Below are 18,591 nucleotides of genomic sequence, written 5' to 3'. Positions count from 1 at the left end.
GGCCGGATCACGACACGAGCTGCCGCATCTTGCGCCGCAGCTCGCGTTCGCGTTTCTGCTCGGCGTTCCAGTCGTCGCGGATGGCCAGCGTGACCGACAGCGCCATCAGCAGGATCACGAACGCGAACGGCAGGGCGAACACGATGGTCGCCGTCTGTATGGCCTTGAGGCCGCCCGCGAACAGCAGGCTCAGCGCGATGGCCGCCACCAGCACGCCCCAGGTGATCTTGACGCGGGCCGGCGGGTTCGGGTTGCCGCCGGTGCTCATGGTGCCCAGCACCAGCGTGGCGGAGTCGCCCGAGGTCACGAAGAACACGAACACCAGCAGCGTCGCGACCATCGACAGCAGTGCGCCCATGGGCATGGCCTTGAACATCACGAACATGGTGGTCGATACGTCGGCCTTCACCGCCTCGACCAGCGGCACGCCCTGGAAGATCTGGAAGTTGAGCGCCGCGCCGCCGAACACAGAGAACCATGCGAAGCCCACCAGCGTGGGCGCGATCACGGTGCCCAGGATGAACTGGCGGATGGTTCGGCCGCGCGACACGCGCGCGATGAACAGGCCCACGAACGGCGACCACGCCAGCCACCAGGCCCAGTAGAAGAGCGTCCAGTCGCCGACCCACGAGCTGTTGCGGAACGGGTTCATGCGCAGGCTCATGCGGACGAACTCGGCGATGTAGGCGCCCAGCGTGTTGGTGAAGGTCTCGACGATCGCCACGGTCGGCCCCAGCACCAGCACCACAAGCGCCAGCAACGCCGCCAGCACCAGGTTGCCCATCGACAGCCACTTCACGCCGCGCTCGACGCCGGAGACCGCCGAGGTGACGAACAGCACCGTGGTCACCACGATGATCGCCGCCTGCGTGCCCCGCCCGATCGCGGTGCCGAAGGCCGCGTGCAGGCCGCTGTTGATCTGCGTGGCGCCCATGCCCAGCGAGGCCGCCACGCCGAAGGCCGTGGCCACCACCGCCAGCACGTTGAAGGCCGGTGAAAGCCGCCGCACGAAGCGCCAGGGCAATGCCTCGGTGGCCGAACTCACCAGCGCCAGCGTCTTGCGGCGGAAGGTGAAGAAGGCGATCGACAGCCCCACGATGCCGTAGATCGCCCAGGGATGCAGCCCCCAGTGGAAGAAGGCATAGCGCATGGCCACGCCGGCGGCGTCGGGCGTGCCGGCGACCACGCCCGGCGGCGGGTTCGCATAGTGAGAGATCGGCTCGGCCACGCCCCAGAACACCAGCCCGATGCCCATGCCGGCCGCGAACAGCATCGCGAACCAGGCGCCGAGAGAAAACTCGGGCTCGTCGTCTTCCTCGCCCAGCTTCAGGTCGCCGAAGCGGCTGAAGGCCAGGAAGAAAGCCAGCACCACCAGCCCCAGCACCACCCACAGGTAGAACCAGCCGAAGTTGCGCGTGATGCCCGACAGCGCGGTGCTGAACACGCTGTCCAGCGAGGCCGGAGAGAGCAGCCCCCACAGGACCACCGCGGCGATCAGGCCGGCGGAAACGACGAGTTGCATGGCTTTGGCTCCTCTCGGGGGTTGGCCGGCGGATGAATCAGTCGAGGCGGCGGACCACGTCCATGGCTTCCTCGATGCGGTCGACCGCGTGGATTGTCAGCCCTTCGATTTCCTTCGTGCCCTTGCGCGGCGCGTTGGCCTTGGGCACCACCGCCACGCTGAAGCCCAGCTTGGCGGCCTCGCGCAGGCGCTCCTGCCCGCGCGGCGCCGGCCGCACTTCGCCGGCCAGGCCCACTTCTCCGAATGCGATGAAGCCCTTGGGCATCGGCTTGCCGCGCAGGCTGGAGGTGATGGCGAGCATCACCGCCAGGTCGGCCGCGGGTTCGCTGATGCGCACGCCGCCCACCGCGTTGACGAACACGTCCTGGTCCATGCAGGCCACGCCCGCGTGGCGGTGCAGCACCGCCAGCAGCATGGCCAGGCGGTCGCGGTCCAGGCCCACCGACAGGCGGCGCGGGCTCGGTCCGCCGTTGTCGACCAGCGCCTGGATTTCCACCAGCATCGGCCGCGTGCCTTCGAGCGTGACCAGCACCACGCTGCCGGGCACCGGCTCGGCATGCTGGCTCAGGAAGATGGCGCTGGGGTTGGTCACGCCCTTGAGGCCGCGCTCGGTCATGGCGAACACGCCGATCTCGTTCACGGCGCCGAAGCGGTTCTTGATGGCGCGCACCAGGCGGAAGCTCGAATGCGTGTCGCCCTCGAAGTACAGCACCGTGTCGACCATGTGCTCGAGCACGCGCGGGCCGGCCAGCGCGCCTTCTTTCGTGACGTGGCCCACCAGCACCACGGCCGTGCCGCTGGTCTTGGCGAAGCGGGTGAGGTGCGCCGCGCATTCGCGCACTTGCGCCACCGAGCCCGGCGCGGAGGTGAGCTGGTCGGAGTACACCGTCTGGATCGAGTCGATCACCGCGATGGCGGGCCGCGTGGCGTCGAGCGTGGCGATGATCTTCTCGAGCTGGATCTCGGCCAGCACCTGTACCTGCGAGTGGTCGAGCCCCAGCCGCTTGGAGCGCAGCGCGACCTGCGAGCCGCTTTCCTCGCCCGTGACATAGAGCGCGTTCTGCCCCGCCCGCTGCAGCGCATCGACCGCCTGCAGCAGCAGCGTCGACTTGCCGATGCCGGGGTCGCCGCCGATCAGCGTGACGCCGCCGGAGACGATGCCGCCGCCCAGCACGCGGTCGAGCTCGTCGAGCCCGGTGGGCGTGCGCGCGACATCGGTCGCCTCGATTTCCGACAGCGTGGCGAGCTCCGACGCGCCCGCGAGCGACGCGAACTGCGTGCCGAAGCGGTTGTTGGCCGGGCCGCCGCCGGCCGCGCCCGCGGCCTGCTCGATCAGTGTGTTCCAGGCGCCGCAGCTCGGGCATTTGCCGAGCCATTTGGGGCTGGTGCCGCCGCATTCACTGCAGACGAAAGTTGTTTTGTCCTTGGCCATCCTTCGAGTTTAGGTGGCCGGACAGGGGTGCTCAGTCGTTCGCCTGGAAGTTCACCGCCTTCATGATCGCCGCCCATCGCGCCATGTCCTCGCGCATGGTCTTCAGCAGCGCGTCGGGTCCGTCGCCCACCGGGTACATGCCGTTCTGCAGCAACTGCTGGCGCACCTCGCGCGAGTTCACGGCGCGGGTGAACTCGGCGCGCAGTTGGTCGAGCACCGGCTTGGGCGTCTTCGCCTGCGCGTAGTAGGCGAACCATGCGGTCGCGACCACGTCCTTCAGGCCGTTCTCCACGAAAGTAGGCACGGAGGGCATCAGCGGGGAGCGCTTCTCGCCGCTGGTGGCGATCACCTTGACGCGGCCGCTCGGCAACATCTGCAGCGCGCCACCCACGGTGTCGAAGTAGGCTGGCACGGAGCCGCCCATCAGGTCCTGGCGTGCCGGCGTGGAACCGCGATAGGGCACGTGCACCATCGACAGCCCGGCCGCGCGGTTGAGCATCTCCCCGAGGAAATGCGACGGCGTGCCCGCGCCGTAAGACGCGAAGCTCGCACCGCCCGGCTGCTTCCTGGCCCAGGCGATGAACTCGGACAGCGTGCCGGCCGGCACGTCCTTGTGCACCACGAGCGCGAGTTCGAAGCGCGCCGCGTTGACGATGGGCTGGAAATCCTTGATCGGGTCGTACGACAGGTTCCTGTAGGCGCTCGGGAACATGGTCATCATGCTGGCCGTGCCCAGCAGCAGCGTGCGGCCATCGGGCGCCGCGGTCTTCACGGCTTCGACAGCGATGCGCCCGGCCGCGCCGGAACGGTTGTCGACGATGAGCGGGCCGAGCGACTCGCGCACTTCCTGCGCGATGGCGCGCGTGAGCACGTCCTGGGTGCCGCCGGCGGGCACGCCGATCAGCACGCGAATGGGGGTTCCCGGCGCGATCGCGGGTTGCGCCTGCTGCGCCCATGCCGCGCCGCCGAGCGGCGCCAGGGCCACACCGCCGAGCGCGGCGAGCACGCCGCGGCGCCTCGGTTGATACAGGGGGTGGGGGGTTGCTGTCATCCGTCTTGTCTCCGTTGTCGTCGGCACTGGGTCTGCTGCAGTGGCCGCGGCCAATGTAGAGCGCCGACAATTGATTCATCAAATCAATCATCGCCGGGACAAACCCTATGCACGTACCGCCGCGCACGCTGGACGACCTGCTGCTCTACCGCACCAGCCGGCTGCTGTCGGTGGCGGGCAGCCTGGTGATCCGGCTGTGCGAAGGGCGCTTCGGCATCACGCGGCGCGAATGGCGGCTCATTGCCACGCTCGCGGGCCATGGCGCGCTGGGCTCGTCGCAACTGGCAGAACAGGCGCAACTGGATCGGGCACGCACATCGCGCGCGGTGACTTCACTGGTCAGGAAGGGGCTCGTCTCGCGCGAGCAGCCCGCGGGCGACCAGCGGCACGTGCTCCTGCGCCTCACCGCACCGGGCAAGAAGCTGCACGCGAATCTCTATCCGCTGGTTTCGGCAATCAACACGGAACTGCTGGGCGCGCTGAAGGACGACGAGGTGGCGCTGCTCGACGACATGCTGCAGCGCCTGCACGCGCGAAGCGAGGCGATGGTCGCGGCCGCGGCCGATCTGCCCAGGGCCGACCGGCGCCGCCGCGAGCCATCCGCGGCACGCTGAAGCGCCTCGATGCGCAGCCGGGCCAGGCGCGCGCGCCGCGCGCCTCATCCGTGCATACCCTAGGTTTTCGAAACGACGGAACCAGCCACTAGGAAAGCTTCGGCGAATCATTTAACATGTTAAGTAATTTCGGAAGAGACAAGCCTTGAGCACGACATTCACGCACCGCAATTTGCCGCGCCTGCTGCTGCAGGCCCGCGAAGCCGTGATGGCCCACACCCGGCCCAGCCTGCGCGAGCACGCCCTGTCCGACCAGCAATGGCGCGTGCTGCGCGTGCTGGGCGAGCACGGCGCGGTCGACACCGGCCGGGTCGCGCGCGAGGCCTTCATCCTCGGCCCCAGCCTCACCGGCGTGCTCGCGCGCATGGAGCGCGACAACCTCATCACCCGCGCCCGCGACCCGGCCGACCAGCGCCGCACCGTGGTCGAGGCCACGCCGCACGGCATGAAGCTGGTGAAGCGGCTGTCCACCAGCATCGAGGCGCACTACGAGTGGATGGAGACATCGCTCGGCAAGGCCAAGCTCACGCAGCTCTACGGGCTGCTCGACGAACTGATCGCACTGGAACAACCCTCGCCATGAGTACTCCCCATTTCCTGCCCACGGGCACGGTGTACGGCACGCTGCTGAACTTCCGCGCCGAAGCCGAGGCGCTCGCGCCGCAGATGACGCAGCCGCCCTACAAGGCACCGCCCAAGGCGCCCGTGCTCTACGTGAAAACGGCCAACACCTGGAGCCCCCACGGCAGCGCCATCGCGGTGCCCGCTGACGTGCCCGAGGTGGAAATCGGCGCCAGCATCGGCATGGTGATCGGCGCCGAGGGCGACGTCGAAGGCTTCGTGCTGCTGAACGACCTGTCGATCCCGCATGCCAGCTTCTTCCGCCCGCCGGTCAAGTTCAAGTGCGTCGACGGCTTCCTCGGCATCGGGCCGGCGCTGCGCGACGCGCAGGACGTGGCCGACCCCGCCGGCTTCCGCGTCGAGGTGCGCGTCAACGGCGAACTGAAGCAGTCGCTCGACTTCTCGCAACTCGTGCGCCCCGCGCAGCAACTGCTGGCCGACGTGGGCGACTTCATGACGCTCGCGCACGGCGACGTGCTGATGCTGGGCTGCGGCCCGGGCCGGCCGCTGGCACGCGCGGGCGACCGCATCGACATTTCCGCGCCGGGCTTCGAGACCCTGAGCAACACGCTGGTGAAGGAAGCCGCATGAAGCACGCACGCGTCATTTATGAAGGCCGCGAACACAGCGGCACCGCCCACGAATTCAACGGCCAGCCCGACGCCGCCGTGCGCCTGGAAGACGGCCGCATCGTGCCGCAGGAACAGCTCACCTGGCTGCCGCCGCTCGCGCCCACGGCGCGCCCGCGCACCATCCTCGCGCTCGGCCTGAACTACGCCGACCACGCCAAGGAACTCGAGTTCAAGGCACCCGAGGAACCGCTGGTGTTCGTCAAGGGCCAGAGCGCGCTCATCGGCCACCGCCAGCACACGCACCGCCCGGCCGGGGTGCAGTTCATGCACTACGAGTGCGAGCTGGCCATCGTGGTCGGCAAGACCGCGAGGAACGTGAAGCGCGACGACGCCTACGACTTCATCGGCGGCTACACCGTGGCCAACGACTACGCCATCCGCGACTACCTGGAGAACTGGTACCGCCCCAACCTGCGCGTGAAGAACCGCGATACCTGCACGCCGCTGGGCCCGTGGTTCGTCGATGCGGCCGATGTCCCCGACCCGATGGCGCTCGCGCTGCGCACCACCGTCAACGGCCAGGTCACGCAGCAGGGCAACACGCGCGACATGATCTTCGACGCGCCCTTCCTCATCGAGTACTTCAGCCGCTTCATGACGCTCTCTCCGGGCGACCTGATCCTCACCGGCACGCCCGACGGCGTGGTCGATTGCAAGCCGGGCGACGTCGTCGTCACCGAGATCGAGCGCATCGGCGCGCTCATGAACACCATCGAGACCATCCAAGGAAAAGCATGAGAGTCGATCACCTGATCAACGGCAAGAATGTTGCCGGCACCGACTACTTCGAGACCGTCAACCCCGCCACGCAGGAAACGCTGGCCGAGGTCGCCTCCGGCGGCGAGGCCGAAGTGAACGCGGCCGTGGCCGCCGCCAAGGAAGCCTTTCCCAAGTGGGCCGGCATGCCCGCGCCCGAGCGCGCCAAGCTCATCCGCAAGCTCGGCGACCTGATCGCGAAGAACGTGCCCGAAATCGCGCAGACCGAAACCAACGACTGCGGCCAGGTCATAGCGCAGACCGGCAAGCAGCTGGTGCCGCGCGCGGCCGACAACTTCTATTACTTCGCCGAGATGTGCACGCGGGTGGACGGCCACACCTACCCCACGCCCACGCACCTGAACTACACGCTGTTCCACCCCGTGGGCGTGTGCGCGCTCATCAGCCCATGGAACGTGCCCTTCATGACCGCCACCTGGAAGGTCGCGCCCTGCCTGGCCTTCGGCAACACGGCCGTGCTGAAGATGAGCGAACTCTCGCCGCTCACGGCCGCTCGCCTGGGCGAGCTGGCGCTGGAAGCCGGAATTCCGCCCGGCGTGCTGAACCTGGTGCACGGCTACGGCAAGGAAGCCGGCGAGCCGCTGGTGAGCCACCCCGACGTGCGCGCCATCTCGTTCACCGGCTCCACCGCCACCGGCAACCGCATCGTGAAGAGCGCGGGCCTGAAGAAGTTCAGCATGGAGCTCGGCGGCAAGAGCCCCTTCGTGATCTTCGACGACGCCGACCTCGACCGCGCGCTCGACGCGGCCGTGTTCATGATCTTCAGCAACAACGGCGAGCGCTGCACGGCCGGCTCGCGCATCCTGGTGCAGCAGTCGATCTACGCCGACTTCGCCGCGAAGTTCGCCGAGCGCGCCAAGCGCATCACCGTGGGCGACCCGCTGGACGAGAAGACCATCGTCGGCCCGATGATCTCGCAGGCCCACCTGGCCAAGGTGCGCAGCTACATCGAGCTGGGCCCGAAGGAAGGCGCGACGCTGCTGTGCGGCGGGCTGGAAGCGCCGAGCAACCTGCCCGACCGCGTGAAGAAGGGCAACTACGTGGTGCCCACCGTGTTCGCCGATGTCGACAACCGCATGAAGATCGCGCAGGACGAGATCTTCGGCCCGGTCGCCTGCCTGATTCCGTTCAAGGACGAGGCCGATGCGATCCGACTGGCCAACGACATCCAGTACGGCCTCTCCAGCTACGTGTGGACCGAGAACATCGGCAAGGCGCACCGCGTGGCCGCCGCCGTGGAGGCCGGCATGTGCTTCGTCAACAGCCAGAACGTGCGTGACCTGCGCCAGCCCTTCGGCGGCACCAAGGCCTCGGGCACCGGCCGCGAAGGCGGCACCTGGAGCTACGAGGTGTTCTGCGAGCCGAAGAACGTGGCGGTGTCGCTGGGTTCGCACCACATTCCGCACTGGGGCGTGGCGTGAGCATGCAACGCCGCGCGCTGTTGCAAGGCGTGGCCGCATTCGCGGCCCTGCCCTCTCTGGCCCGTGCACAAGGAAACTGGCCCAACAAGCCGATCCGCGTGATCGTGCCCTTCACGCCCGGCGGCACCACCGACTTTGTCGCGCGCCTCGTGGGCGTGGAGTTGGCGAAGGCGCTGGGCCAGCCGGTGATCGTCGACAACAAGCCCGGCGCGGGCACGGTGATCGGCGTCGACGCGGCGGCCAAGGCCGCGCCCGACGGCTACACCTTCGTCTGCGTGGCCAACAGCTTCGCGGCCAACCAGACGCTGATCCGCAAGCTGCCCTACGACACGCAGAAAGACCTGCGCCCGGTGGCGCTCATGGGCATGTCGGAACACGTGCTCGCCACGCATCCGAACAGTGGCCTGAAGACGCTGGCCGACCTGCGCAACGCCGCCAAGGCCAAGCCGGGCACGCTGAGCTTCGCTTCTTTCGGCAACGGCACCTCGGCACACCTCTCGGGCGAGATGCTCAAGCTGCAGATGGGCCTGGACATCGTGCACGTGCCCTACAAGGGCCAGGGCCCCGCGCTCACCGACCTGCTCGGCGGCCAGGTGACGATGATGTTCGGCAACTGGCCCGAATTCCGCAGCCACGTGCAGAACGGCAAGCTGGTGGCGCTGGGCATGGCGACCGCGCAGCGCTCGCAGTACGCGCCCGCCATACCCACACTGGCCGAACAGGGCATACCCATCGAGTCCAATTCGTGGAACGGCCTGCTGGCCCCGGCCGGCACGCCCGACGCCGTGGTGCAGCGCATGAACGCCGAGGTGAACCGCGCGCTCGCGGGGCCGGCTGTGACGGAGGCTTTCCACAAGGGAGGCATCGCGTCGCTGTCGGGCACGCCGGAGCGCTTCGCGGCCTTCATCCAGAGCGAGATCGCGAAGTACGGCGACGTGATCCGCAAGGCCAACATCCAGATCGAGGGCTGAAGCATGAGCCTCTATGCGATGCAGAAATTCCTGTTCGCGCTCAACCGCGAGCAGGACGTTCAGCGGCGCTATGCCGAAGGCGGCGACACGCGCGCCGCACTGCTGGGCGCCTACGACTTCACCGCCGAAGAGCGCGAGGCCATCGACTCCGGCGACATCGGCAAGCTCTATGTGCTCGGATGCAACGGCCAGCTGCTGATGCATTTCGCGCCGCTCCTGGGCATTCCATGGGCCGACTACCTCGAGGCCATGCGCGAGGGCGTGCGCAAGTACGGCCCGGTGCGCGCGGGCATCTATGCAATGACGACAGGAACCGACGAGAAGGTGGCAGGAATATGAAGACCCCCACGCTCCCCACCTTGTGTGGTTCGCTGCCCCCCGAGGGGGCGCTCGATGCCCTTCGGGCGGCCGGGCGGGCATCGAGATGAGCCTCGTATTCGCAGGCGTGTGCAGCCACGCCCCCGGCATCACCGGCCGCGCGCATCTTGCCGACCCGGCGGTGAAGGACGAGTTCCACGCGCAGTTCCACCGCTTCGGCGAGGCGATGCGCGCGACGAAGCCCGACGCGGTCATCGTGATCGCCGCCGAGCACTTCGCGAACTTCTTCATGAACAACATGCCGGCCTACGCCATCGGCATGGCCGACAGCTACGAAGGTCCGATCGAGGACCCGAAGTGGCTGGGCATCGAAAAGCACACCGTCCCGGGCGACGCCGCGCTGTCGCAGCGGCTGATCCGCGAGGTAATGCAGACGGTCGACGTGGCCTACGCGGAGGAGTGGAAGTTCGACCACGGCATCATGGTGCCGCTGAACTTCCTCACGCCGAAGTTCGACACCAAGGTCATCCCCGTGAACATCAACTGCCAGGGCCCGCCGCTCACGCCGCTGCACCGCGCGTGGGCCTTCGGCGAGGCATTGCGCCGCGCCTGCGACAAGGCGCCCGAGCGCATCGCGCTGGTGGGCACGGGCGGCATCTCGCACTGGCCGGCCACGCCCGATTCGGGCAAGGTCAACGCCGAGTGGGACGCCGAGTTCATGCGCCGCTGGTGCGCCAACGACCGCGACGGCCTGCTCTCGCAGGACGACTACGGCGACGAGGCCACCTACCGCGAGGCGGGCCAGGGCGGCTTCGAGATCCGCACCTTCATCACCGTGGCCGCGGCCGCGCGCGGCAAGGGCGAGATCTTCCACATGAAGGCGATCCCGATCTTCGCCGTGACCTGCACCGCCGCGACCATGTCGGTGGAATGAACGGAGAACGACGATGCCCCATCTGGTGATCCTCTACACGCCGAACGTCGAGCCCGAGACCGACATGTCGGCCCTGTGCCGCACGCTGGCCGACACCATGCTGAAGCAGCGCGACGAGGCCGACAAGCCGGTGTTTCCCATCGGCGGCACGCGCGTGCTGGCCTACCCCGCCGCGCACTACGCGGTGGCCGACGGCAAGGCCGACTACGCCTTCGTCTACCTGAACATCCGCATGGCCGCGGGGCGCTCCGAGGCCGTGAAGAAGAGGGCTGGCGACGAACTGCTGGCCGACGTGCGCGCGCATTTCGCGCCCGTCTTCGAAAAGCGCCACATCGGCATCACGCTGCAGATCGACGAAAGCCCCGGCCAGGTGTACGACGGCAAGCACAGCAACCTGCACCCCCTGTTCAACAAGACCTGAGACGACAGCCCATGCTCTCCACAGCCACCATCGCCCAACTGGCCGCCGAGCTGCACGAAAGCGAGAAGTCGCGCGTGCAGGTCGAGCACTTCTCCAAGCGCTTTCCCGAGATGACCATCGAGGACGGCTACGCCGTCTCGCGCGAATGGGTGAAGAACAAGATCGCCGAAGGCCGCATCGTGCGCGGCCACAAGATCGGCCTGACCTCGCGCGCGATGCAGCAGGCCAGCCAGATCACCGAGCCCGACTACGGCACGCTGCTGGACGACATGTTCTTCGAGCAGGGCGGCGACATCCCGTTCAAGCGCTTCATCGCGCCGCGCATCGAGGTGGAGCTGGCCTTCATCCTCGGCAAGAAGCTGCAGGGCCCGAACGTGACCATCTTCGACGTGCTGGCCGCCACCGACTACGTGGTGCCCGCCATCGAGATCATCGACGCGCGCATCGAGCAGTTCGACCGCCACACCAAGGCCATGCGCAAGGTGTTCGACACCATCGCCGACAACGCGGCCAATGCCGGCATCGTGATGGGCGGGCGGCCGGTGAAGCCGGACGCGGTGGACCTGCGCTGGGTGAGCGCGCTCCTCTACAAGAACGGCGTGATCGAGGAATCGGGCGTGGCCGCCGCCGTGCTGAACCACCCGGCCACCGGCGTGGCCTGGCTCGCGAACAAGCTCGCGCCCTGGGACGAATGCCTGGAAGCCGGCGAAGTGGTGCTGGGCGGCTCGTTCACGCGGCCCACCAACGCGGTGCCGGGCGACACCTTCCATGCCGACTACGGCCCCCTGGGCTCCATCGCCTTCCGCTTCGTCTGAAAGCCATCTTCATGCAAACACCCATCAACACCTTCAAGCAGGCCCTCGCGGCCGGCAAGCCCCAGATCGGCCTGTGGGTCGGCCTGGCCGACGGCTACGCGGCCGAGATCCTGGCCGGCACCGGCTACGACTGGTTGCTGGTCGACGGCGAGCACGCGCCCAACGACGTGCGCTCGGTGCTGCAGCAACTGCAAGGCATCTCCAGCGCATGGTCGGCGCAGGCCGAGTCGGAGCGCTCGCACCCCATCGTGCGCATTCCGGTGGGCGACACCACGCTGATCAAGCAGTACCTGGACATCGGCGCGCAGACGCTGCTGGTGCCGATGGTCGACACCGCCGAGCAGGCGGCGCGGCTGGTGCAGGGCATGCGCTACCCGCCCGAGGGCATTCGCGGCATGGGCAGCGCGCTGGCCCGCGCCTCGCGCTGGCAGGCCTACCCCAACTACCTGCACGAAGCCAATGCGCAGACCTGCCTGCTGGTGCAGGCCGAGACGGTGGAAGCGATGAAGAACATCGACGCCATCGCGGCCACGCCGGGCGTGGACGGCGTGTTCATCGGCCCGGCCGACCTGTCGGCCTCGATGGGCTTCGTGGGCCAGCCCAACCACCCCGAGGTGCAGGCGGTGATCGCCGACGCCATCGCGCGCATCCTCAAGGCCGGCAAGGCGCCGGGCATCCTGTCGACCACGGAAGAGCAGGCGCGCAAGTGGCTCGCGGCCGGCGCGCTGTTCGTGGCGGTGGGGGTGGACACCATCGTGCTGGCGGCGGCGGCCAGGCAGCTGCTCGCGAAGTACAAGAGTTCGGCAAAGACCGGCGGCGCCAGCAGCTACTGATCCGATCCGTCAACCAAGGGAGCCATCCGATGCAGCGAATCACCTGGGCCGCCACGGCCGCCGCCGCCACCCTTTTCCTCGCCGCCTGCGCGCCCATGGGCGCGAGCAAGCCGGGCCCCACCGCGCAGCAGGAAGCCAACCGCCAGGCCGTGCTGGCCTTCTACGAGAAGGGCCTGAACCAGAAGGACGCCGACGCGGCCCTGCAGTACGTGGGCAACCGCTACGTGCAGCACAACCCCACGGCGGCCGACGGCCCCGAGGGCTTCCGCAAGTTCGTCGCCTTCCTGCGCGAGAAGTTTCCCAAGTCGCACAGCGAGATCAAGCGCAGCTTCGTCGATGGCGACTACGTGATCCTGCACGTGAACGCGGTGCGCGAGCCGGGCACGCGCGGCAGCGCGATCGTCGACATCTTCAAGCTGGAGAACGGCAAGATCGTCGAGCACTGGGACGTGGTGCAGCCCGTGCCCGAGACTGCCGCGAACAAGAACGGCATGTTCTGACCGCCTCCCGCAACCCAGCCAGCCCCCACGCCAGCCGATGACCACGCCCACCGATCCGAACAGCAAGCGCTTCCGCTCCGCCACCATCCGCGAGGGCACGATCCGCGCGACCACGCGCAGCTTCCTGCACGCGCTGGGCCAGGACGACGAGGACATCGCGCGCCCGCACATCGGCGTGTTCCACACCGGCGGCGAGATGAGCCCGTGCAACCTCAACCTGCGCGAGCAGGCGCAGCACGCCAAGACCGGCATCTACGCCGGCGGCGGCACGCCGCACGAATGCCCGGTAGTGTCGATCAGCGACGGGCTGACGATGGCGCATTCGGGCATGCGCTTCTCGCTGGTCTCGCGCGAGCTCATCGCCGACAGTGTGGAAGCCTCCACGCGCGGCCACCAGTGGGATGGCATCTTCGCCATCGGCGCCTGCGACAAGAACCTGCCGGGGCTGATGATGGGCATGCTGCGCTGCAACGTGCCCAGCGTGTTCGTGCACGGCGGCTCGGCGCTGCCGGGCCAGATGCCGGGGCCGGACGGGCGCGACCTGAACGTGGTCGACACCTACGAGACCATCGGCAAGGTGCTGGCCGGCACCGCCACGCACGACGAGCTCGACGCCATGAGCCGCGCCTGCCTGCCCACCGCCGGCGCCTGCGCCGGGCAGTTCACGGCCAACACCATGGGCATGGTGTCGGAGGCGCTGGGCCTGGCGCCGATCGGCTCGAGCATGGTGCCGGCGGTGTTCAGCGAACGCGCGCCGCTGATGCGCCGTGCCGCAAAGAACCTCATGAAGGCGGTGCTGGGCGACGGCCCGCTGCCGCGCGACATCGTCACGCGCAAGGCGCTGGAGAACGCCTGCGCGGTGGTGTCGGCCACGGGCGGCTCGACCAACGCGGCGCTGCACCTGCCGGCGATCGCGCACGAGGCGGGCATCAAGTTCCACCTCGACGACGTGGCCGAGGTGTTCGCGCGCACGCCGCTCATCGCCGACCTGCGCCCCGGCGGCCAGTACCTGGCGCGCGACGTGTTCTACATCGGCGGCGCGGGCGTCATCCTGCGCACGCTGCTGGAGCAGGGCTTCCTGCACGGCGACGTGCTCACCTTCACCGGCCGCACGATGGCCGAGGAGTTGGCCGGCGCCCTGGCGCCCGACGGCCGCGTGGTGCGCGAGGCCGGCAACCCGATCACGCGCGACGGCGGGCTGGCGGTGCTCAAGGGCAACCTCTGCCCCGATGGCGCGCTGCTCAAGACGGCGGGCCTGAAGGGGCTGGTGTTCCGCGGCCCGGCGCGTGTCTTCAATTCGGAAGAAGAAGCGCAGACCGCCGTGCAGAACCGCCTGTACGAGGCCGGCGACGTGATCGTGATCCGCAACGAAGGCCCCAAGGGCAGCCCCGGCATGCGCGAGATGCTGGGCATCACCGCCCTGCTCTACGGCCAGGGCATGGGCGACAAGGTGGCGCTGCTGACCGACGGGCGCTTCTCGGGCGCGACGCGCGGGCTGTGCATCGGCTACGCGGGGCCCGAAGCGGCGGACGGCGGCCCGATCGCGGCGCTGCGCGACGGCGACCTGATCGCCATCGACGCGCGGGCCGAGGCGCGCTCGATTTCGGTCGAACTGAGCGCGGAGGAAATTGCTGCGCGGCTCGCCGTACGTGAGGTAAACGCGGGGGTCGCGCGCGGCGGCGTGCTGGAAAAATACGCGCTCACCGTGCGCCCTGCCCACCAGGGCGCCGTGACCCACTCGGGCGCGGTCACCTGGCTGCGCGACGAGTCTTGATCGACCCTCCATAACCACCGTCCGGAGAGAGACAAATGAGCTTCACGCGCCGCCAGATTTTGCAGACCTCCAGTGCATCCGCCTTGATGGCCAGCCTTGGCCAGAACGTCTTCGCGCAGGCGACGACGCACCTGGAGACCGCGACCATCGTCACCGGCTTCGCGGCCGGCGGCACCTCGGACACCACGTGCCGGCGCCTGGCGACCAAGCTCAGCCCCGAGTACGCGAAGACCGCCGTGGTCGAGAACCGCACCGGCGCGGGCGGCCAGATCGCCGTGGGCTACGTCAAGGGACGCCCGGCCGACGGCAGCACCATCCTGCAGACGCCGACCTCGATCCTCACGATCTACCCGCACATCTACAAGAAGCTGCCGTACGACCCGATGGTCGACATCACGCCCGTGAGCCTGGCCTGCGTGTTCGACTTCGGCTTCGCCGTGGGCCCCGCCGTGCCGGCCAGCGTGAAGACCGTGCCGGAGTTCCTGGCATGGGCCAAGGCCAACCCGGCCGGCGCCAACTACGGCTCGCCGGCGTCCGGCTCCACGCCGCACTTCATCGGCGCGCTGCTGGGCAAGAAGGGCGACGTCGAGCTCAAGCACGCGGCCTACCGCGGCACGCAGCCGGCCATGCTCGACCTGCTGGGCAGCAACATCTCGGCGGTGTCGGGGCCCATCGGCGACATCACGCAGCACCTTGCCACGGGCAAGGTGCGCATCCTGGGCGTGTCGGGCGCCAAGCGCAGCCGCTTCGTTCCCGACGTGCCCACCTTCGGCGAACAGGGCCTGAAGGACATGGCGCACAGCGAGTGGTTCGCCTTCTTCCTGCCGGCCAAGGCCTCGCCCGAGGTGGTGGCGAAGCTGAACACGGCCATGAAGAACGCGCTCGCGCAGAAGGACGTGATCGACGGCCTCGGCACCTTCGGCCTGGAAGCGATGTCTTCCACGCCCGCCGAGCTGACGGAACTGTTGAAGAAGGACACCGCCAAGTGGGCGCCGATCGTGAAAGACGTCGGCTTCACAGCGGAAGGTTGAAACACATGAAGGAACTGCCATGAACTCACCCGCCACCACCGCGCCCTCGGCGCTGGTCCATCCCTCGATCCACCCCGACGAGCGCGCCGCGCGCGAGGAGCTCGCGGCCTGCTACCGCGTGTTCGCGATGCTGGGCTGGACGGAGATGATCTACAACCACATCACGGTGCGGCTGCCCGACAGCGTGACGGGCGGCGAGAAGCAGTTCCTCATCAACCCCTTCGGCCTGCACTACAGCGAGGTCACGGCCAGCAACCTGGTGAAGATCGACCTGCAGGGCAAGGTGCTCGACGGTTCGTCGTACCCGGTGAACCCGGCCGGCTTCGTGGTGCATGCCGCCATTCACGACGGCCTGCCCGGCGCGCACTGCGTGATGCACACGCACACCACGGCCGGCGTGGCGGTGGCCTGCCTGCAGGGCGGGCTGCAGCAGACCAACTTCTACACCGCCCAGCTGCACGACATGGTGGCGTACCACGACTTCGAGGGCATCACCATCCATGCCGACGAAGGCCCGCGCCTGCTGAAGAGCATCGGCGACCGCAACGCGGTGATCCTGCGCAACCACGGCCTGCTGGCCTGGGGGCAGACGCTGCCGCAGACCTTCGCGATTTTGTGGACGCTGCAGCGCGCCTGCGAGATCCAGATGGCCACCTTCTCGATGGGCCAGGCCATTCCGGTGAGCGAGGAAATCGCCCGCCGCTGCACGCGCGACGCGCTGCAGTTCAGCCCCGAGCACGGCGCCGGGCAGGACGTGTTCAACGCGCTGGTGCGGCAGGTGGACCGCATCGACCCGAGCTACAGAAACTGAGGCGAGCTTTTCCATGAAGATTTGCATTTACGGCGCCGGCGCCATCGGCGGCTGGATCGGCGCCGGCCTGGCGCAGGCGGGCCAGCGGCTGAACGTGGTGGCGCGCGGCGCGACGCTCGAGGCGCTGCAGCGCGACGGCCTGTCGCTGATGCGCGGCAGCACGGGTGGAGAGGTGCGCACGCGCGTGCCCGTCAACGCGGTGGCCGATCCGGCCGAACTCGGCGTGCAGGACCTGGTGGTCATCGCCGTGAAGGCGCCCGCGCTGGCCGGCGTGGCCGAGCGCATCGGGCCGCTGATCGGCGCCGACACCATCGTGCTGGTGGCGATGAACGGCGTGCCGTGGTGGTTCCTCGAAGGCGGCTTCGGCGGCGAGATCACGGGCCACCGGCTCGCGGCGGTCGACCCCGAGGGCGCCATCGCCAAGGCCATTCCCGCGCGCAACGTGATCGGCTGCGTGGTGCACGCGAGCTGCTCGCTCGACGGGCCCGGCGTGGTGCGGCACCACTTCGGCAACGGGCTGATCGTGGGCGAGCCTTCGGGCGAGGCCACGCCGCGCGTGCGCAAGCTGGTCGAGCTGCTGAACGCCGCGGGCATCGACACCACGCTGTCGCCGCAGATCCAGAAGGACGTGTGGTTCAAGCTGTGGGGCAACATGACGGTGAACCCGATCAGCGCGCTGACGGGCTGCACCACCGACCTGATCATGGGCGACGACTACGTGCGCGGCTTCATCTCGGCGGTGATGCTGGAGGCCAAGGAGATCGGCCGGCGCATCGGCATCGAGATCACGCAGAGCCCGGAAGACCGGCATGCGGTCACGAGGAAGCTCGGCGCGTTCAAGACCTCGATGCTGCAGGACGTGGAGGCCGGCCGCTCGGTGGAACTCGACGCGCTCGTCACCGTGGTGCGCGAGCTGGGCGAGCTGACCGGCGTGGCGACGCCGTTCACCGATGCGCTGCTGGGCCTGGCGCGCCTGCGGACGCGGCAACTCGGGCTGTACTGAACCGCGCGGAGAACCCCGGTCGCAAGATCGCTTGACCCGGCCCCTGCGGCCGCCTCGATAAAGGCTGTGTCCGCTCCAAGCCAAGAGGTGATTTTGTGAATTCTCCCGCCGCCCGATTCCTCAACCCTGCCGAAGCCGCCCAGCGGCTCGGCGTTTCCGCCAAGGCGCTGCGCCTGTACGAACAGCGGGGCCTGCTCGCGCCGGAACGCACCGCCGCGGGCTGGCGCTCCTACGGCCCCGAAGAGATGGCCAAGGGCGCCGAGATCGTCGCGCTGCGCACGCTCGGCCTGAGCCTCGCGCAGGTGGCGCGCGTGCTGCAAGGCGACGCCGCGGGGCTGGAGCCGGCGCTGGCGGCACATCAGGCCCTGCTCGAAGGCCGCGTCCGCCAGCTCGGCGGCACCATCGAGAAAGTGCGCGGCCTGCGGGCCGACCTCGCGCGTGGCCAGGCACCGGCAGCCGGCGAACTGGCGCGACTGCTGCAGCCGGCCAAGGGGCTCGGCATCGCCTTCGAGCTGCCGTGGCCCTGGGGCGGCGAGCGCTTCGAGCTGCGCGACATCCGGCCGCTGAACTACATCGTGGGCCCGCTGGGCAGCGGCAAGACGCGGCTGGCACTGCGCCTGGCCGAGACCATTCCTGGCGCCGCGTTCCTCGGGCTGGACCGGACGGCGAGCCCCGATGCGGCGCGCGCGCCGGCTGTCGCCGAAGCCTTGTCGTGGCTGGAGGAAGACGGCGCCACGGCCTCCGAGGCACTGGTCGCGCTGCTGGCCGGGCTCGCTGCCGAGGGGCCGTCGGCGCTGGTGGTCGACCTGGTGGAACAGGGGCTGGACCACGCCACCCAGCAGGCGCTGATCGCGCACCTGCGCCGGCGCGGGCCCGGAAGCAGGCCGCTCTTCATGCTCACGCGCTCCTGCGTGATCCTGGACCTGGCGGCCGTGGGCGACGACGAATCGATCATCCTCTGCCCCGCCAACCACAGCCCGCCGACGCTCGTCGCGCCGTACCCTGGCGCCGCGGGCTACGAAGCCGTCGCGACCTGCCTGGCCACGCCGGAAGTGAGGGCGCGCACGGAAGGCGTCATCGCCTGGCGGCCGGAAAGGAAAGCCGCCTGAT

20 protein-coding genes are annotated in these 18,591 nt (G+C 69.0%); 17 read left to right on the top strand and 3 right to left on the bottom strand.

Annotated elements, in window-relative coordinates:
* Positions 1 to 7 precede the first annotated feature (7 nt).
* The 3 genes from L3V85_RS03935 to L3V85_RS03925 are packed head-to-tail and all read right to left on the bottom strand — an operon-like array spanning position 8 to position 4,005.
* Positions 8 to 1,522: a BCCT family transporter gene (locus tag L3V85_RS03935; protein ID WP_237678101.1), complete on the bottom strand. Its 1,515-nt coding sequence runs from the start codon at positions 1,520 to 1,522 to the stop codon at positions 8 to 10.
* 37 nt (positions 1,523 to 1,559) lie between these two features.
* Positions 1,560 to 2,954 carry a DNA repair protein RadA gene (gene radA / locus L3V85_RS03930; protein WP_237678100.1) on the bottom strand — a complete coding sequence of 465 codons (1,395 nt, stop codon included), beginning with the start codon at positions 2,952 to 2,954 and terminating at the stop codon, positions 1,560 to 1,562.
* 31 nt (positions 2,955 to 2,985) lie between these two features.
* Positions 2,986 to 4,005, bottom strand: a complete 1,020-nt coding sequence (locus tag L3V85_RS03925; RefSeq protein WP_237678099.1) for a Bug family tripartite tricarboxylate transporter substrate binding protein — start codon at positions 4,003 to 4,005, stop codon at positions 2,986 to 2,988.
* 107 nt (positions 4,006 to 4,112) lie between these two features.
* Between L3V85_RS03925 and L3V85_RS03920 the strand changes: the two genes are divergently transcribed.
* The 17 genes from L3V85_RS03920 (at position 4,113) to L3V85_RS03840 (ending at position 18,590) form a co-directional block, all read left to right on the top strand.
* Positions 4,113 to 4,619, top strand: a complete 507-nt coding sequence (locus tag L3V85_RS03920; protein ID WP_237678098.1) for a MarR family winged helix-turn-helix transcriptional regulator — start codon at positions 4,113 to 4,115, stop codon at positions 4,617 to 4,619.
* 145 nt (positions 4,620 to 4,764) lie between these two features.
* Complete coding sequence (hpaR, locus tag L3V85_RS03915; protein WP_081270024.1) at positions 4,765 to 5,202, top strand: homoprotocatechuate degradation operon regulator HpaR; 438 nt, start codon at positions 4,765 to 4,767, stop codon at positions 5,200 to 5,202.
* Positions 5,199 to 5,831, top strand: a complete 633-nt coding sequence (locus tag L3V85_RS03910) for a fumarylacetoacetate hydrolase family protein (protein WP_237678097.1) — start codon at positions 5,199 to 5,201, stop codon at positions 5,829 to 5,831. The genes hpaR and L3V85_RS03910 overlap by 4 nt, the downstream gene beginning before the upstream one ends.
* Positions 5,828 to 6,610, top strand: a complete 783-nt coding sequence (locus L3V85_RS03905; RefSeq protein ID WP_237678096.1) for a fumarylacetoacetate hydrolase family protein — start codon at positions 5,828 to 5,830, stop codon at positions 6,608 to 6,610. The genes L3V85_RS03910 and L3V85_RS03905 overlap by 4 nt, the downstream gene beginning before the upstream one ends.
* Positions 6,607 to 8,070, top strand: a complete 1,464-nt coding sequence (gene hpaE, locus L3V85_RS03900; protein ID WP_237678095.1) for a 5-carboxymethyl-2-hydroxymuconate semialdehyde dehydrogenase — start codon at positions 6,607 to 6,609, stop codon at positions 8,068 to 8,070. The genes L3V85_RS03905 and hpaE overlap by 4 nt, the downstream gene beginning before the upstream one ends.
* Before the next feature lie 2 nt (positions 8,071 to 8,072).
* Complete coding sequence (locus L3V85_RS03895) at positions 8,073 to 9,041, top strand: tripartite tricarboxylate transporter substrate binding protein (protein ID WP_237680489.1); 969 nt, start codon at positions 8,073 to 8,075, stop codon at positions 9,039 to 9,041.
* A gap of 3 nt (positions 9,042 to 9,044) precedes the next feature.
* Positions 9,045 to 9,380 carry an aromatic ring-opening dioxygenase subunit LigA gene (locus L3V85_RS03890; protein WP_237678094.1) on the top strand — a complete coding sequence of 112 codons (336 nt, stop codon included), beginning with the start codon at positions 9,045 to 9,047 and terminating at the stop codon, positions 9,378 to 9,380.
* Positions 9,381 to 9,465: 85 nt separating this feature from the next.
* A complete protein-coding gene (locus tag L3V85_RS03885; RefSeq protein WP_237678093.1) occupies positions 9,466 to 10,293 on the top strand; it encodes an extradiol ring-cleavage dioxygenase in 828 nt (275 codons plus the stop codon).
* A 13-nt stretch (positions 10,294 to 10,306) separates the two neighbouring features.
* Positions 10,307 to 10,714 carry a 5-carboxymethyl-2-hydroxymuconate Delta-isomerase gene (locus tag L3V85_RS03880; RefSeq protein ID WP_237678092.1) on the top strand — a complete coding sequence of 136 codons (408 nt, stop codon included), beginning with the start codon at positions 10,307 to 10,309 and terminating at the stop codon, positions 10,712 to 10,714.
* Between the two features lie 11 nt (positions 10,715 to 10,725).
* Entirely contained in the window at positions 10,726 to 11,529 is an 804-nt protein-coding gene (gene hpaH / locus L3V85_RS03875; protein WP_237678091.1) for a 2-oxo-hept-4-ene-1,7-dioate hydratase, read from the top strand.
* A gap of 11 nt (positions 11,530 to 11,540) precedes the next feature.
* Positions 11,541 to 12,362: a 4-hydroxy-2-oxoheptanedioate aldolase gene (gene hpaI / locus L3V85_RS03870; protein WP_237678090.1), complete on the top strand. Its 822-nt coding sequence runs from the start codon at positions 11,541 to 11,543 to the stop codon at positions 12,360 to 12,362.
* A 29-nt stretch (positions 12,363 to 12,391) separates the two neighbouring features.
* Positions 12,392 to 12,862, top strand: a complete 471-nt coding sequence (locus tag L3V85_RS03865; RefSeq protein WP_237678089.1) for a nuclear transport factor 2 family protein — start codon at positions 12,392 to 12,394, stop codon at positions 12,860 to 12,862.
* 37 nt (positions 12,863 to 12,899) lie between these two features.
* Positions 12,900 to 14,636 carry a dihydroxy-acid dehydratase gene (gene ilvD, locus L3V85_RS03860; RefSeq protein WP_237678088.1) on the top strand — a complete coding sequence of 579 codons (1,737 nt, stop codon included), beginning with the start codon at positions 12,900 to 12,902 and terminating at the stop codon, positions 14,634 to 14,636.
* A 35-nt stretch (positions 14,637 to 14,671) separates the two neighbouring features.
* Positions 14,672 to 15,667, top strand: a complete 996-nt coding sequence (locus L3V85_RS03855; protein WP_237678087.1) for a Bug family tripartite tricarboxylate transporter substrate binding protein — start codon at positions 14,672 to 14,674, stop codon at positions 15,665 to 15,667.
* A gap of 19 nt (positions 15,668 to 15,686) precedes the next feature.
* The gene (locus L3V85_RS03850; RefSeq protein ID WP_237678086.1) at positions 15,687 to 16,478 is read left to right on the top strand and encodes a class II aldolase/adducin family protein; all 792 of its coding nucleotides are present in this window, start codon (positions 15,687 to 15,689) and stop codon (positions 16,476 to 16,478) included.
* Between the two features lie 13 nt (positions 16,479 to 16,491).
* Positions 16,492 to 17,481 carry a 2-dehydropantoate 2-reductase gene (locus tag L3V85_RS03845; protein ID WP_237678085.1) on the top strand — a complete coding sequence of 330 codons (990 nt, stop codon included), beginning with the start codon at positions 16,492 to 16,494 and terminating at the stop codon, positions 17,479 to 17,481.
* Positions 17,482 to 17,576: 95 nt separating this feature from the next.
* Positions 17,577 to 18,590 (top strand): MerR family transcriptional regulator, encoded by a 1,014-nt coding sequence (locus tag L3V85_RS03840; protein WP_237678084.1) that lies wholly within the window; start codon positions 17,577 to 17,579, stop codon positions 18,588 to 18,590.
* The last annotated feature ends 1 nt before the right edge of the window (position 18,591 follow it).

Source organism: Variovorax paradoxus (assembly GCF_022009635.1).
Lineage (GTDB): Bacteria > Pseudomonadota > Gammaproteobacteria > Burkholderiales > Burkholderiaceae_C > Variovorax.
This window is presented reverse-complemented; position numbering and strand designations above follow the sequence as displayed.